This is a genomic window from Nostoc sp. C057 (assembly GCF_013393925.1).
GTDB classification, from domain to species: domain Bacteria; phylum Cyanobacteriota; class Cyanobacteriia; order Cyanobacteriales; family Nostocaceae; genus Nostoc; species Nostoc muscorum_A.
On the sequence record NZ_CP040281.1, the window covers coordinates 1,726,686 to 1,743,477 of the forward strand.

6 protein-coding genes are annotated in these 16,792 nt (G+C 38.9%); 5 read left to right on the plus strand and 1 reads right to left on the minus strand.

Features of this window, described 5'->3' with window-relative positions:
* The first annotated feature begins 283 nt into the window (after positions 1-283).
* Positions 284-5,707: an ATP-binding sensor histidine kinase gene (locus FD724_RS07925; RefSeq protein WP_179072221.1), complete on the plus strand. Its 5,424-nt coding sequence runs from the start codon at positions 284-286 to the stop codon at positions 5,705-5,707.
* Positions 5,708-5,891: 184 nt separating this feature from the next.
* Positions 5,892-6,743, plus strand: coding sequence for an SDR family oxidoreductase (locus tag FD724_RS07930; protein WP_179072222.1), 852 nt, complete (start codon positions 5,892-5,894; stop codon positions 6,741-6,743).
* 164 nt (positions 6,744-6,907) lie between these two features.
* Here FD724_RS07930 and FD724_RS07935 read toward each other — a convergent pair whose 3' ends face one another.
* Positions 6,908-7,630, minus strand: a complete 723-nt coding sequence (locus FD724_RS07935; RefSeq protein WP_114085756.1) for a carbonic anhydrase — start codon at positions 7,628-7,630, stop codon at positions 6,908-6,910.
* A 562-nt stretch (positions 7,631-8,192) separates the two neighbouring features.
* Here FD724_RS07935 and FD724_RS07940 point away from each other — a divergent pair.
* The 3 genes from FD724_RS07940 to FD724_RS07950 all read left to right on the plus strand — a co-directional run bounded on the left by FD724_RS07940 (position 8,193) and on the right by FD724_RS07950 (position 16,779).
* Positions 8,193-10,925, plus strand: a complete 2,733-nt coding sequence (locus tag FD724_RS07940; RefSeq protein ID WP_179072223.1) for a toll/interleukin-1 receptor domain-containing protein — start codon at positions 8,193-8,195, stop codon at positions 10,923-10,925.
* 133 nt (positions 10,926-11,058) lie between these two features.
* Positions 11,059-13,839, plus strand: coding sequence for a peptidoglycan-binding protein (locus tag FD724_RS07945; protein WP_179072224.1), 2,781 nt, complete (start codon positions 11,059-11,061; stop codon positions 13,837-13,839).
* Between the two features lie 348 nt (positions 13,840-14,187).
* The gene (locus FD724_RS07950) at positions 14,188-16,779 is read left to right on the plus strand and encodes a chloride channel protein (protein ID WP_179075442.1); all 2,592 of its coding nucleotides are present in this window, start codon (positions 14,188-14,190) and stop codon (positions 16,777-16,779) included.
* The last annotated feature ends 13 nt before the right edge of the window (positions 16,780-16,792 follow it).

Below are 16,792 nucleotides of genomic sequence, written 5' to 3' on the forward strand. Positions count from 1 at the left end.
AGACCTAAGAGGTTGTTTGAAAAGTGTTTCACTGTGACTTTCATTGCCGCTCTGTCAATTAGCCTCAATGCTGCGGTACAAGAATTATAGGTAAATGCTAAATTGATTAATCTTTAGAATTTTCAAGAATTTTATCGACTTTTAAAACACGCCCTAATTAAAACATCCAAGAGATTTCTTCATTATTCCTTGAAGTAAATGTCATTAATTCTACCAATGCAGTCAGAGTTTAAATGATTGATATTAGAAAAGCCATAAAAAAATCTCGAAGGATGAACCCAGTATGTTTAGCAGCCAAGTCAGTATTCCCGGTTATCAAGTTAGCAAAGAACTTTATAACGGCTCTAGAACCCTAGTTTATCAGGGATATAGAGAAACTGATCAAAAACCTGTGGTGATTAAACTGCTAAAAAATCTTTATCCTACATTTAGCGAACTCGTACAATTTCGTAACCAGTACACCATTACCAAAAATCTCAACTATCCCGAAATCATTCAAACCTATACTCTGGAACCATACCAGAATGTTTATATATTGGTGATGGAAGACTTTGGGGGAATTTCCCTTAAGGATTATTTCGCCAATAATAATAATGTTGCATCTCTAAATGAATTTTTACAAATCGCAATATCTTTATGTGATGCCTTAGATATACTTTCCCGTCATCGAATTATTCATAAAGATATAAAACCCGCCAATATATTAATTAACCCCGAAACTAAGCAAATAAAGCTAATTGACTTTAGTATTGCCTCTTTATTACCACGGGAAACCCAAACGCTCATCAGCCCTAATGTATTAGAAGGTACGCTGGCTTATATTTCCCCAGAACAAACAGGAAGAATGAATCGGGGAATTGACTACCGGGCTGACTTTTATTCTTTAGGTATTACTTTTTATGAATTACTTACAGGAAAGTTACCCTTTCAATCAAACGATGTGATGGAGTTAGTGCATTGTCATATTGCGAAACAAGCTCCGCTTTTAGGAAATAGCGAAGAAATTCCCCAAGTTCTTTGTGACATCGTGACCAAATTAATGGCAAAAAATGCCGAAGACCGTTATCAAAGCGCATTAGGTCTGAAATTCGATTTAGAAATTTGTTTACATCAGCTAAACGAAATTGGCAGAATTGAGAGTTTTCCAATTGCTCAAAGAGATGTGTGCGATCGCTTCATTATCCCCGACAAACTCTATGGAAGAGAAACAGAAGTAAAAACTCTGCTTCAAGCATTTGAAAGAGTTAGCCTTGGTGCTACAGAAATGATGCTGATAGCGGGGTTTTCTGGTATTGGTAAAACTGCGGTTGTTAACGAAGTTCATAAACCGATTGTTCGTCAACGCGGTTATTTTATTAAAGGTAAATATGACCAATTCAATCGCAATATTCCCTTCAGTGCTTTTGTGCAAGCTTTTCGAGATTTAATGGCACAATTGTTAACAGAAAGCGATCTTCAAATTCAGCAATGGAAAACTAAGATTTTAGAAGCGGTTGGTGAGAACGGACAGGTAATTATTGAAGTTATCCCCGAATTATCAAGAATTATTGGTCAACAACCACCTACTACAGAATTATCAGGAACTGCGGCCCAAAATCGATTTAATTTATTATTCCAGAAATTCACCAAAGTCTTTACGAGTGATGCACATCCATTAGTGATGTTTTTAGATGATTTGCAATGGGCTGATTCGGCATCACTGATGTTAATGCAGTTATTAATGGCTGATACAAAGCATTTTTTATTGATTGGTGCTTATCGTGATAACGAAGTCAACCCAGCACACCAGTTAATGTTGACTTTGAATGATATCCAAAAAACAGCAGCCACGATTAATACGATTACTTTAGCACCACTCAGTCAAGAGCAGGTAAATCAATTAGTTGCTGACACACTTCAATGCTCAGAAAATTTGGCATGGACTCTTTCTCGCTTAGTATCTCAAAAAACTCAAGGTAATCCATTTTTTGCTACACAGTTCCTTAAAGCATTACATCAAGATGGAGTAATTGAATTTAACTTAGAGTCTGGATGTTGGCAATGTGATATCACGCAAATAAATCAGCGATCGCTCACAAATGATATCGTTGAATTCATGGCATTGCAATTACAAAAGTTGCCAGAATCAACTCAAGGTATTTTAAAATTAGCTGCCTGTATTGGCAATCAGTTTGATTTAGAAACATTAGCAATTGTTTCTAAACAATCAAAAATAGAAACGGCTGTTTGTTTGTGGAATGCTTTACAGGAAGATTTGATTTTACCTCAAAGTGAGGTTTACAAGTTTTTTGTGGGGTCAGAAAATCAAGCTGTTACTCAAGAAAATTCCGAAATTATTGGATATAAATTTCTGCACGATCGCATCCAACAAGCAGCTTATTCCTTAATTCCGTCAGATCAAAAACAAAAAACACATTTGATGATTGGTCAATTGTTATTGCAAGGGTTATCCAAGCAGGAGCAACAAGAACGGATTTTTGACCTAGTAAACCAACTGAATTTGGGACAAGGTGCGATCGCTGAAAATGATTCTCTTTCGACCATTGCTACCCATGAGCAGAAAAAACAACTGGCTCGCTTAAATCTGCAAGCAGGACAAAAGGCAAAACTGTCGGCTGCTTATCAAGCATCTCAGAGCTATTGTACCAGTGGGATTGATTTGTTACCCGTAACCGCTTGGCAGACTGACTATGAACTAATGTACAGCTTGCACCGCGAGGGTTCAGAAGCAACTTATCTGTGTGGTAATTTTGACCGAGCCGAAGCCCTTTATGGGGAAGCACTGAGCCATGCTCAAACACCCCTGGACAAAGCAGTGATTTATCGCATCCAGATGACTCAATATCAGCTTCAAGGACGCAATGCGGAAGCGATCGCTATGCAAAGCCAAAGTTTACAACTACTTGACTGGGAAATGCCTACAGAACAAGAGTTGATTCAAGCGAGTCTGGACAAAGAAATTGCCATAGTTAATAGATTTTTAGAGCAACAGACTGTTGAATCCATTCTCAATCTTCCCAAAATGTCAGATGCCAGTATTGCAGAAATGTTGCGAATTTTACAAATTCTCTTCTATGCTGCATGGCTTAATGGTCAACCGACTTTAGGATTGCTGGTACTCGCCAAGATGACCACTTTATCTTTGCAGTATGGTAACAGCGATATGTCTCCCTTTAGCTATGCCGGCTATGCCTTAATTGCCAATGCCATCCTCCAGGACTTGGGAACAGCTTATCAGTTTGGAGAAATGGCGGTGCAGCTTTGCGAACAGTTTGATAATGCAGATGTCCGGGGAATGACTAATTTTTTGTTTGCTGCGGATGTCCATAGCTGGAGTCATCCAATTAGAGAAGCAGATACATACTATGACAACGCCTACAAGTATGGTATGGAAGCAGGGAACTGGCTGACCGTTGGCTTTATGATCATCCTAAGTGGTTCCGATCGCCTCACTTATGGTAAAAATCTAGATGAACTATATGCGATCGCCCAAGCCCATGCAGATTTTCTCCGTCGCATCAAAAGTTTAGAGAATCTAGATGCTTTAATCGTCGGAGTTATTCAACCAATTCGCAATCTGCTTGGTTTAACAAAAAACCCCTTCAGCTTTGATGACGATACTTTCAGTGAAACTGAATATTTACAAAAATATAGAAATAGCCCTTATCATCTAGCTTGGTTATATTCTGTCAAAATCCGTCATGCTTATTTATTTGACCACAAAGCCGCATACCCAGATTTAATTCCCCAACTGAGCATAATTGAAAATACCATTTCCAGTCATGCCAAAGTTCCTTCTAGCGTGTTTTATGTAGCATTAATGCATCTATCTCTAGCTGAAATTGCTAGCGACGAGCAAGAGCATCAGTTCCATTGGCAAGCGCTAATTCCCTTAGAGGAACGCTTAAACAGTTGGGCAAAAGCCTGCCCAGAAAATATTCTCCACAAGTGTCTGCTAATACTTGCAGAAAAAGCACGCTTAAAGGGACAAAAAGCAGAAGCACTCGATTTTTACGAACAAGCCATTGCTCAAGCTCAACGTCAAGGTTATGGCTATGAAGAAGCCCTCGCCAACGAACTTGCAGCTAAATTTTTTCTCAATTGGGGCAAAGAAAAAGCCGCCTCAGATTATATACATGAAGCCTACTATTGCTATAGCCGTTGGGGTGCAAAAGCCAAAATCTCGGACTTAGAAAAACGCTATCCTCAACTTCTCAAACCCATCTTAGAACAGCAACGATTTACCCTCAACCCCCTAGAAACTATTAGCTTGCGTGGGACTTCCTCATCTAGTTGCACAAATAGCACTGGCAATACTGCTATTTCCGATGGTCTGGATTTTACCTCTGTCCTCAAAGCAGCTATTGCTATTTCCAGTTCTCTGGAATTAGAGCAACTTATTGCCAGCCTCACTCGCATTATCATAGAAAACTCTGGTGCGAAAAAAGCTGTACTGCTGCTTCCCGAAGAAGACACTTGGCAAGTTCGAGCAATTACTTTTATTGAGCATAAAGAAATGCAGACTATACTCGAACCTCAATCATTAAATAATTGTCGAGACATTCCTTTAAATATTATCTATTATGTCAAAAATACCCAACAAACAGTTGTGATTGACAATTGCAAAACAGATATCCCTGGTTTAATTGGAGAATATATACTGCAACATCAACCTAAAAGTATATTTTGTACTCCGATTATTAATCAAGGGCATTTAGTGGGAATTCTCTACCTAGAAAATCAACTGACTCAAGGAGTATTTTCTAGCGCTCGTCTCAAAGTCATTCATTTATTGTCTTCTCAAGCAGCAATATCTCTAGAAAATGCTCGACTTTATCAACAAGCTGGACAAGCATTACAAGATTTGCAACAAGCACAACTGCAAATTGTCCAAAGTGAAAAAATGTCTGCACTGGGTAATTTAGTTGCTGGAGTAGGCCATGAAATGAATAATCCATTAGGCTTTATTTTTGCTACTCTTCAACAAGCTAAACCGACCCTAAATGATATTATTAAACACTTAAAGATATATCAAAACACCTTGACCAACAAAAGTGATGAAATCAAAGACCATGCCGAAGAAATTGACTTAGATTATACGTTAGAAGACTTACCAAAAATGATAGACGCAATGGCAGTGGCTTGCGACAGGTTGACAAATATTAGTACTAGTCTCCGCACTTTTTCCCGTGCTGACAAAGATTATAAAGTGCCATTTAATATACATGAAGGAATTAATAGTACAATATTAATCCTCAAACATCGCTTGAAAGCAAATGAAGAACATCCCGCTATTGAAGTAATTACTAACTATAGAGATTTACCCTTAGTTAATTGTTTTCCAGGGCAATTAAATCAGGTATTTATGAATATTATAGCTAATGCAATTGATGCGTTTGAAGAATCAAATATTGGGCAGACATTTGCAGAAATCAAAGCTAATCCTAACCGGATTATAATTACAACATTAAAGGCAGATGAATATGTAAAAATATCAATTACTGATAATGGTCAAGGGATTAATGAAGCAGTAAAACAAAAGATTTTCGATCATTTATTTACTACCAAACAGGTAGGTAAAGGAACGGGTTTAGGATTAGCGATCGCTAAGTCTATTGTGGTAGAAAAACATGACGGGAGTTTGGATGTGAATTCTACCTTGGGTGTTGGAACTGAATTTGTCATCACCTTACCAATTCTCGCTTGATTTAACCTGAGTTAGGCGGAAGAAAAAGTCTGAAAACTCATTCAATACTTTTCGGATAAGCATAAACAACTTTCTTTTGTCCTGCGAAAAGATTAAAGGGCAAGGAGTAAAGCTGATTGCTACATCACATCAAAAATTATTAATTATAATTGGTGTTATTAATAAGTAACAGTAATAGCTGACTATGCTGAAAATTTTAGTGGCAGGTGCAACTGGAAACGTCGGACAAGAAGTTCTTCGCTTACTGCAATCCCACGATTGTAATGTCTGTGCCGCAGTTAGAAATCCAAACAGCGCTAAACACCTTTTAGGCAGCAATATCCAAACCATCCCCTTCGACTTTACCAATCCTGACACCTTTGATTATGCTTTTTTTCAAGTAAATAAACTTTTTTTAGTGCGTCCACCTGCTCTTGCTAATATTCGTCTTCAAATTGCCCCAGCTTTAAATGCGGCAAAACTTGCAGGCGTTGAGCATATCGTATTTCTTTCAATACTGGGAGCCGAACGCAACCCTTTTGTGCCACACTCCCAAATTGAACGCTACATAAACAAATTGGGTATTAAAGCCACTTTTTTACGGTGCAGCTTTTTTATGCAAAACCTTAATACCACACACAGAGAAGACATCAAAGTTCGTGGTGAATTGCGTCTTCCGGCTGGTAACGGGAAAACAAGTTTCATTGATGTGCGGGATATTGCTGCCGTTGCAGTTCGTACTTTACTCGAAGATGGGCATCAGGGAAAAGCATATCCGCTTACGGGTGCAGAAGCCTTAACCTATTACGAAGTAGCAGACATTTTCACATCGATTTTAGGTAAACCGATACGCTATAATCCTTCTCTGCTAAAGTTTATTCGACAAATGCGCTCATCGGGGCTACCAATAGACTTTATTTTAGTAATGGTAGTAATCTATACTACAGCTCGGTTAGGATTGGCAGGCAACATCACATCTGATACTGAGCAATTGCTCAATCGTTCACCTCTAACCATACGGCAGTATATCGAAGACTATCGACAGTTATGGCTATAAGTTTATTTTGCTTACTGCCAGCAGTTATAATTCCATTATTCCTAAAATTTAACGTCCAATTTCAAATTTTTGGCACCATGATCCATACGCATAAAAATATTTGATAAATAATTTTTTATAACATTATTAAGCTCAGAATAGTACGCCTAAAAGGTATTATGTATTCAAGTAATTATGTTGACTTTACCAGTGTCAATATCGTAACAAGCACCAACAATTTTTAGTTTACCTTCACTGAGCAATTTAGCTAAAATTGTTGAGCTTTCCTGCAATTTTTCAGTCTGATATTGAATGTTGGCAATAACTGCATTTTGCATATTATCACCCGTTCTTAACTTTACCCTTTCAACAGATGGTTTGATGCCCTCAATAATCAAACCAATTCTTCCAGGAAGTGGTTCGTTTTTGATTGCTTCTGCCACTGCACCGCATCTTTTATGACCTAAAATCACAATCAACTGCGAACCCAATACTGTTGTAGAGTATTCTAGACTACCTATAACTGTGTCACTGACCACATTACCAGCAACTCGCACGACAAATAAATCTCCAAGTCCTTGATCGAAAACAATTTCCGCAGGGACTCTGGAATCTGCACAGCCCAATATGGCGGCAAAGGGATATTGAGCTTTAGCGACTAATCGTAGATGCTCTAATGATTGATCGGGATATTGGCGTTTTTGATTGATAAATCTTTGATTCCCATCTAGTAAGCGTTTTATAGCTTCATTAGGACTCACTGGATTAGAGCTAACTGGGTGAATATCAGCAATAGCAGTTTGCTCTGTATTCAAAAAGCTATCACCAAAAGCAGTAGCCGCAATACCTACCACACTGGCAAATTTTAAGAAATCACGTCGCCCTACAAATCCATTAATTCGACTCATTAATCTAGCTGATAACAACAAAGCTGTTCTCAGGAAGATATCACCTTCAAGCAAGATGCAAGAGTACCATCCTACACCATTTAAGAGTCATTTAATCTTCATGTGCGATCGCTACGGCTACTTCATGTATCTAGCTTTTACAAACACAAGAGTTGTATTAGACATCTCCAGAAATTAAATATGCCTTATCTATAACCTTTGTAGAAACATAGCAATGCTACATTTCTATATTTTTTATCAGATATTTATTGACACAAATGCACAATTATGCAATCTACTGAGATTGTGATTTTAATGGATGAAAAAGAATGTAGAGTTGCCGTCATTTGAACATTTACTTTAAGCTTTGTGTCAAAAAAGCTGATTTTGGTCTGCTAGTGAAAACCTGCCTAGAATATCATCATATATTGAGAATATATAACCAATCAAGTAATTCTTTTTCTAAAGTATATAGATTTTTTACATAGATAGTAAACAAACAGCATTTTCTTAAAGAAGACAGTAACATATTCGTCAAGTTACCACCTAAACTAAATTTTATTAAGTATTTATAGAAATTTATATGGCTGAGGCTTTTATTTCCTACTCGCGCAAAGATAAAGAGTTTGTCAAGAAGCTTTATGAAGCACTCAAGCAACAAAAGCGCGATATCTGGGTGGACTGGGAGGGAATTCCGTCCACGTCAGATTGGCGGAAAGAAATTTATGAAGGAATTGAAGGCGCTGATAATTTTATCTTTATTATTAGTCCGAATTCAGTAGTTTCTGAAGTCTGCCGTGAAGAGATTGAACACGCCCTCAAGCACAAGAAACGTTTAGTGCCAATCGTGTGGCAGTATGTTGAGGGTGTTGATCCCGAATTAGCCAAAATCAACTATATTTTCTTCCAAGAAAGTAATGATTTTGAGCAAGCCTTTCAATCATTACTCAAAGCCCTCGATACTGACCTAGCTCATGTTAAACAGCATACCCGCTTACTCGTGCGAGCCTTGGAGTGGGATCAGAAAAAACGCAACAATAGTTACTTGCTAGAAGGTAGTGAATTAGAAGAAGCGGAGCAATGGTTCACCCAAGGGGCAGGTAAAAAACCCTTGATCGCGCCACTCCAACAAGAATACATCGGCGAAAGTCGCAAAGCTCAGAAGGTGCGTCACAGAACAAGATTTATTGCTTTAACTTCAGGGTTGGTAATTTCAATAGGATTGGCTATTGTTGCAGTAATTAAGTGGAAGCAGGCTGACGACCTGCGCGTAAAAGCACAAAAATCGGAACTCCAAGCTCTAATTTCTGCGTCAGATGCACGTTTTACCTCGAATAGAAATACGATTGATGCCCTGATAGAAGCTTTAAAAGCCGGCAAGCAACTTAAAGAACTAATTCAAGCCAAAGTTGAGATTCAACTTCAGCAACAGCAAAAGGCAATCGAGGTACTGGGACAGTCGGTTTACTGGGTAAGAGAACGCGATCGCCTCCAGGGACACAGCGATTATATCCAAAGCGTTAGTTTCAGTCCCGATGGAGAAGCGATCGCTACCGCTAGTGGAGACAACACCGTAAAACTTTGGAACAAACAGGGTCGTTTGCTGAATACTTTAAAAGGACATCTAGATCAAGTCCTCAACGTGAGTTTCAGCCCCGATAGTCAAATTCTTGCTTCTGCCAGTTTAGACGGAACGGTGAAACTCTGGAAACAAGATGGCAAGGAACCTAAAACCTTTAAAAAGCTGAATACTGGAATTCGGGCCGTGAGTTTTAGTCATGATGGCAAGACCCTTGCCTCTGGTGGCGACGACGGCATCGTGAGACTTTGGAACATACAGGGTCAAGAACTAAAAATACTCAACGGACATACAGGCCCAATCTATAGTTTGAGTTTTAGCCACGATGATCAAATCCTTGCCTCTGCCAGTTATGACCGCACTGTAAAACTGTGGAACAAAGACGGTAAAGAATTAAAGACTCTAGACAAACATGATAATACAGTCACTAGCGTAAGTTTCAGTTCTGACGATACCCTTGCCTCTGCCAGTTTAGATAGAACAGTGAAACTTTGGAATCCCGATGGCAAATTTCTTTCAACTCTTAAGAGATCAGAACCACAAACTAGTCCCATTTACAGCGTCAGTTTCAGTCCTGATGGTCAGATATTAGCCACTGGTAATAATGATAACAGCGTGACACTCTGGCAGAAAAATGGACTGGAACTCACTACCTTTACAGGACATAGTAGTAGAGTCAATCAAGTTACTTTCAGCCCTGATGGTCGTACCCTTGCATCTGCTAGTCAAGATAAAACGGTAAAACTGTGGCAAATTGACCACCCTTGGCAGACCATTCTCACTGGACATCAGGCTGGGGTCAATCATGTGAACTTCTCAGCCGATGGAAAAGCGCTCGCTACAGCCAGTGATGATGGAACGGTGAAACTCTGGAATCAGCAGGGTAAACAGATTAAATCGCTAAAGATAAATGACTACAAAATCTGGGATGCGAATTTTAGCCCAGATGGTCAAATAATTGCTGCTGTCAGTTCTGATGAAGGGGTAGTGAGATTGTGGAATCGGCAAGGTCAGCTACTGAATATTTTATTAAAGCATAGCGATCGCATTCATAGCGTAAGTTTCAGCCCAGACAGCAATACGATTGCTACCGCTAGTCAAGATAAAACAGTCAAACTCTGGAATCGCCAGGGTCAGTTGCTCAACACCCTAAACCATAGTGCTACTGTCTATAGTGTCACTTTCAGTCGAGATGGCAAGATGATTGCCACTGGTAGTAATGACGGGATAGTGAAAATCTGGAATCGGCAAGGTAAGTTGCTTAAGACCATAAACCATAACGCTTCTGTCTACAGCGTCAGTTTTAGCCCTGATAGTCAAACCCTTGCTAGTGCTGGTGGAGATGATAAAGTAAAACTTTGGCAGCTTGACGGTCGTGCGATCGTTAGTCTTGATGGGCATCTTGCTGGAATCGGGCAAGTAACTTTCAGTCCTGATGGTCAAATGATTGCCACAGCTAGTGATGATAAAACAGTAAAACTTTGGCACAAAGACGGAACTTTGATTATTACTCTGACTGGCCATACTGGTGAGGTCAATGGGATCAGTTTCAGCCCTGACGGTAAGACTCTCGTTTCTGGCAGTAAAGATGGTACAGCAATTTTGTGGAATGTAGAAAATCTCACCCTAAATAATTTGATGGGGCGTGGGTGCGATTGGCTACATGATTATCTAGCTAATAATTCTCAGGGGCAAAGCGATCTTTGTGATGGAGTTAAAACTCAGGCTAAATATTGAGTTAGCCAATTTTCACTATTATTTCAGGTGGTCAGATGCTTCAAGAAAAGTAATAAACCTTAAATACTTTTTTGCATAAAAAGAATCAAAACGATAGATAACAATAACAGCATCAATCTGAGAGGAAATCACCGTGGCTAAAAAATCAACAGGCTGGGTACCAGACTACCCCGATTTTCGAGACTACCGCATGGACGAAATAGATCAGAAGTTAATGATTACAGTTCAAGATATACAGATAAATGATGATGATTCACAAAGTAGTATAGAAGAATTATTTGAGTTATTAAATTCAATCAAAAATGGACTAAAAGTAGAAGAAGCTATCAAAAATACACTTGAGCAAAAGTTTAAAAACTTTGGCAAAAAGATAAGTAAAGGCTTTAAATTAATCAATGCTAAAGCTATTAAAGAACAAATATTTTTAGCTCCTGGTTGTGCAGGTGAGGAAGTCTATAATCTTCAACAAAAGTTGCTGAAATTGAGCAGTTATGAGGATAAATTTGAAATGTGCATACAGGAGATAAAAAATTTAAAAGAAGCTTTTGAAGAATTAGATTATATAGAATATGGTTATTTTGGTAAAAATACAAAGGAGGCAGTAAAAATATTCAAAAAGATTTTTGGCATTTCACTTGTATCAGATGACAAGCTCGATAGTGTTGTAGATAAAGTTACAGTCTATACTTTAAATCAAGTTTTGGAGATTCTAGAAAATATAAAAATAGAAACAAATTCTCAATATGAAGTCAAAAAGCTGGGAATGTTTGATGAAGAAGTTAAAAAAATTCAAATAAAACTGAATAGACTAGGTTATCTCAATAATTTAGGAGAAAATAACGGAGCAATTCAAGGATTTTTTGATTATCTAACACAAGATGCAGTTCAAGAATTCCAAAAACAATATAATTTAAAAGTTGATGGGATAGTTGACGATAATACAAACAAAACTCTAGATTCTCTAGCTCAAAACTATAACAACCAACAGAAAAAAGCTTATGGAGATGAGAAAGTTAAAAAACTACAGCAACTTTTACGTGACTTAGGGGAATTTGATGGACAAGTAACAGGGTATTGCGGATTACAAACAAAGATAGCAATCAAATCATTTCAGGCTAAATATGGACTAGTAGTAGATGGTCTAGTTGATTCGCCAAAAACCTTGGAAGTATTAAATTACCTAGTTTTGCTCAAAAAACAACAGCAGTTAGTTTTACCTGCATCCTCATCAATACACATAAGCCTTTATGAAATCATTTTAAGAATTTTTGAAATTTTTGAATTTAAAGCTGAAGATTTTGTTAGCGAAAAAGGGTTTCAAGTAGTCACAGATAGCGATAAATCTGATATTAGTCAACACCATAGTGTATTGAAGCGATCAATTGATATGATGGTTAAATTAGTTGCTCAACTAATCTCTCCTTTAGCTCAACATAGAAATCTTGAAAAAGCTGTAAGAGACGCATTAGAAAAGCTAGATCAATACTTCAATAAATCGGAATACGTTAACTGTATTCGTAAAGATAATATAGAACTTTCTAGGCGAATGAGGTACACCAAAATCTCTTTTACTAAGTCTAATAGCTATACTGTAAATAAAAAATCTTTTCAGCAAGATTTTTTGGGGAAATCTAGCACTTTCTCGCCAGAGGAAAACGAAAAAAACTTATTTAAAGACTGGGATTTTAATCCACTGTCTTTATATATAGCTCTTTCAACAATTTTAAATTTAAAACTATCCCTGAAGAACATCAAGGAAACAATTGACCAAAAGGATATCAAGGATAGAATAGCAACCTCTTTTAATAAGATAGATAATATATTTAAATCTCTCAAAAATTTAGAGGTAAGTTTAAAAAATTATAATCCTCCACTTCAGGACGAAGAAAACTCAAAAAATAAACATAAAAATCTTAGAACAGTTATCCAAATACTGCCAGAACTGCAAGATGAACAAAATGAGTTACAGAAAAGCCTGGAGTTTCAAAGTGATTTACAACTTTTGGTACAAGGTAATTTACAGGAATGTATTATACCAAAACAAAAAGAAGGAAAAAATGGTAATATCGTATATTTATTAATGCCAGAATTTGTAGATTTAAGCTTCTGGTGTTCCCCAGTTGAAGACCAAGGGTCATTGGATTCATGTACAGCACACGCCGGTGTTGCTTTAATGGAATACTTTGAGAAAAGAAGTTTTGATAGATATGTTGATGCTTCTCGACTCTTTCTTTACAAAGCAACACGCAATCTTATGCATCGTCAAGGTGATGCAGGGGCATCTCTTCGGGAAACTATGAAGGCAATGGCATTATTTGGCGTGCCTCCAGAAGAGTACTGGCCATATACAGAAGACAACTTTGATGAGGAACCAACCCCTTTTTGTTATTCTTTTGGTCAAAGTTATCAAACGCTGAAATACTTCCGTCTCAATCCTTTGGGTACTACAGAAGATATACTGTTATTCCGAATTAAAACAGCTTTAGCTGCTGGTTTTCCCTGCGCCTTTGGGTTTACTATGTATTACTCAATTGAGGATTTAAACCCAAGTGGCTATATTCCATACCCAGTTAAAAACGATAAGGTAAAAGGAGGTCACGCTGTTGTTGCAGTTGGCTACGACGACCATAAAGTAATAGAAAACCCTGATGGTAGTAGACGATCGCAAGGAGCATTGCTAATCAGAAACTCTTGGGGAACCGATTGGGGTGAAGGGGGCTATGGTTGGCTTCCCTATGACTACGTATTAGAAGGGTTGACAAATGATTGGTGGTCGCTGCTCAAGTCTAAGTGGTTTGAGACAGGACACTTCGGTTTAGGAGCAAACGATTGGGTGTCTAATTTGGGGACACCACCGAAAGATGGTACACCGAGAGATAACCCTACAGGAAGAACGCCCAAACCCATTAAGTGAACGTGAATTTAATAGGGTTAATTGAGTGTAGTATCAGCTTAAAGGTTAACTTTTAGAAGCAGGCAATTTTAATTTTTAGAGATATCAAATTAATATTTGCAGTCTGAGTTCTTACAAAGTCAACATCCTATTATTTCACTGTTTATTCATCTGTGGCTTCGTACAGAATTTATGCGCTCATTCTGAGAAGGTCGCGCATGAATTCTGTTTTGATAATTTTGAACCCATATATCTCTATCATTTTACAGAGAAAAATTTCCTTTTTTAATGAAATACTATAAACAAGTACGTAAAAAATATTTTTGAGATTTTTGCAGTTGTAACAGATGAGAAGTGATTACTAAAAATATGTTAGCCGGGGGAAAAATTTTGTGGTTGAGGCTTTCCCGTCAGCTGCTTCGACCAAGGCGCTTGGCTTTCGTTGAAGCTTGCATAATTGGTTTAGTTTCTGGGCTAGCAGCAGTTCTGTTAGGACAGGCGGTAGACTGGGCGGGAGCATGGCGAGTGCATCTTTCTTACATCTGGCCTGCCTACTTGGTACTACCAGGTATTGGATTGCTAGGGGGAATATTAGCTGGTTGGCTAGTAGAGCGCTTCGCACCTGAAGCATCAGGTAGTGGGATGTCTGAAGTGAAAGCGGTATTGGCTCGTGTGCCGATGCCATTAAATCTGCGAATCGCTTTGGTCAAGCTGGTCAGCGCTACACTAGTTCTGGGTTCTGGAATGCCTTTAGGACGGGAAGGGCCAACTGTCCAAATTGGGGCAGCTTTGGCAAACCAACTTAGTAACTGGGTACCGACTTCACCAGAGCATCGCCGCCAACTGATCGCCGCCGGAGCCGGGGCTGGATTAGCTGCTGCTTTTAATGCACCGATCGCAGGTGTGCTGTTTGTAGTGGAAGAATTACTCCAAGATGTGTCAGGTATCACTCTTGGCACTGCGATTTTGGCTTCTTTCATCGCTTCAGTCATTTCCCGGCTATATGGTAGTCACAGCTTGGATCTGAATCATCTGGATTTAGGCTTTTCACATACCACTTTCTTCGCTCAGGAAATCCCTTTCTACTTGATTTTAGGGGTGTTGGCTGGGCTAATAGGCATTCTGTTTAATAAAAGTATTCTTGCAAGTCTGGCAATTAATCGGCGTTTACTAAATCTGAGTTTACCCTGGCGAATTGGAATTGTGGGGTTAGTGACTGGTGTTGCGATCGCTCTGTTACCTGTCACCTTTCGCAATAATGCTGGACTGAGAGAAATTTTGCTTGTAGGTAGTGGGAATTGGCTATTTGCAGCGATCGCTCTTTTAGTCCAATTTACCCTAATTATTTTAACCTACGGCTCAGGAGCGCCAGGGGGTTTGCTGGTTCCTACATTGGTCTTGGGTGCTGCCCTTGGCTATTTGGTTGGTGCTGTCGAACAGAGTTTGCTGGGAATGAGTGCTGCAACAACCTACGCTCATGTGGGGATGGCTGCACTTTTTAGCGCCGTCTCTAAAGTGCCGATTACAGCAGTCGTCATTGTGTTTGAGATGACGACAGATTTCAATCTGGTGCTACCGTTAATGATTGTATCTGTGATTGCTTATTTAGTAGCAGAAAAAATTGACCCGCGATCGCTCTATGACCTTTTACTAGAGTGGAAAGGGATTCACATTACAAAAGAGCCAGGCACAGAGGGGATTTTAGCACAAATAAGTGCCGCAGATGTGATGCAGCGACGTGTCGAAACCCTATCTAGCCAGATGAGTATTGATGAGGCAGTGCAGGCATTTTCCGACTCTCACCATCGCAACTTCCCAATTTTAGAAAAAGGTAAAGTTGTTGGTATTGTCACTCAGAAAGATTTAGTTAATCTTGCCTCGCAACAGTTAAGTGGAAATACAACTATTAGCGAGATTATGACACCAGAGCCAGTAACAACGAGTCCCACAGCGACGCTGGCTTATGTGCTGCATATACTCAATCGTTATCACCTAAGTTGCTTGCCTGTTACAGAAGGTCGGAAGCTAGTAGGAATTATTACTCGTAGTGATATTATCCGTGTAGAAGCAGAGAGGTTGAATGGTAATACCCAACAGATAGAATCAAAATCAGCAACTTCTTATGTGATTTACCAAACTCGCGCTCCGGCTACAGGCAAAGGAAGGTTACTAGTACCACTTTCGCATCCACAGACAGCCGAGACTTTATTGGAAATGGCAGGGGCGATCGCTAGAGCTAACAATTACGAAATAGAATGTTTACAAGTAATTATTGTTCCATCTAACCGTATCCCATCTGAAACACCAGTACAAATTACCAAAAGCCTTGAGCTTTTACAGAAAGCAATACTGTTAGGAGAAAAGTGGCGGATTCCCGTTCACACCCAGATTCGAGTTACCCATAATGTCGCTGGAGCAATTTTGGAGACTGTCAAAGATCGACATATTGATTTGATATTAATGGGATGGAAAGGCACTACATCAACTCCTGGTAGAGTTTTCAGCCGAGTGGTAGATACCATAATTCGACAGGCAGGTTGTGATGTTGTCTTGGCTAAATTGGATGATAAAAGAGCTTTTGACCGTTGGTTGCTGCCAATGGCAGGTGGCCCTAACTCCAGCCAAGCAATTCGGTTATTACCTGCTCTTGCTTCCTTAAGTAAATCCCCCCAAATCAATCTATGTCAAATATTTCAGCCTACTAAATCTCTACCTGACACAACATTACTAGATAAATCTGTTCACTTTCTCCAACGCCGAGTTAAAGGTAAAGTGGTGGCGACTCCAGTCCAAGCCAATTCTGTTTCTGAGGCTGTACTTGAATGCGCCCAGCAAGACAACAGTGATGTTATTGTTTTGGGAGCTAGCCGTGAAAGTCTACTACAACAGGTAATTCAAGGAAATATTGCAGAAAATATTTCTCGCAAAAGTAATTGCACAGTTATTATGGTCAAAACTTAATTACGTAGGCGCA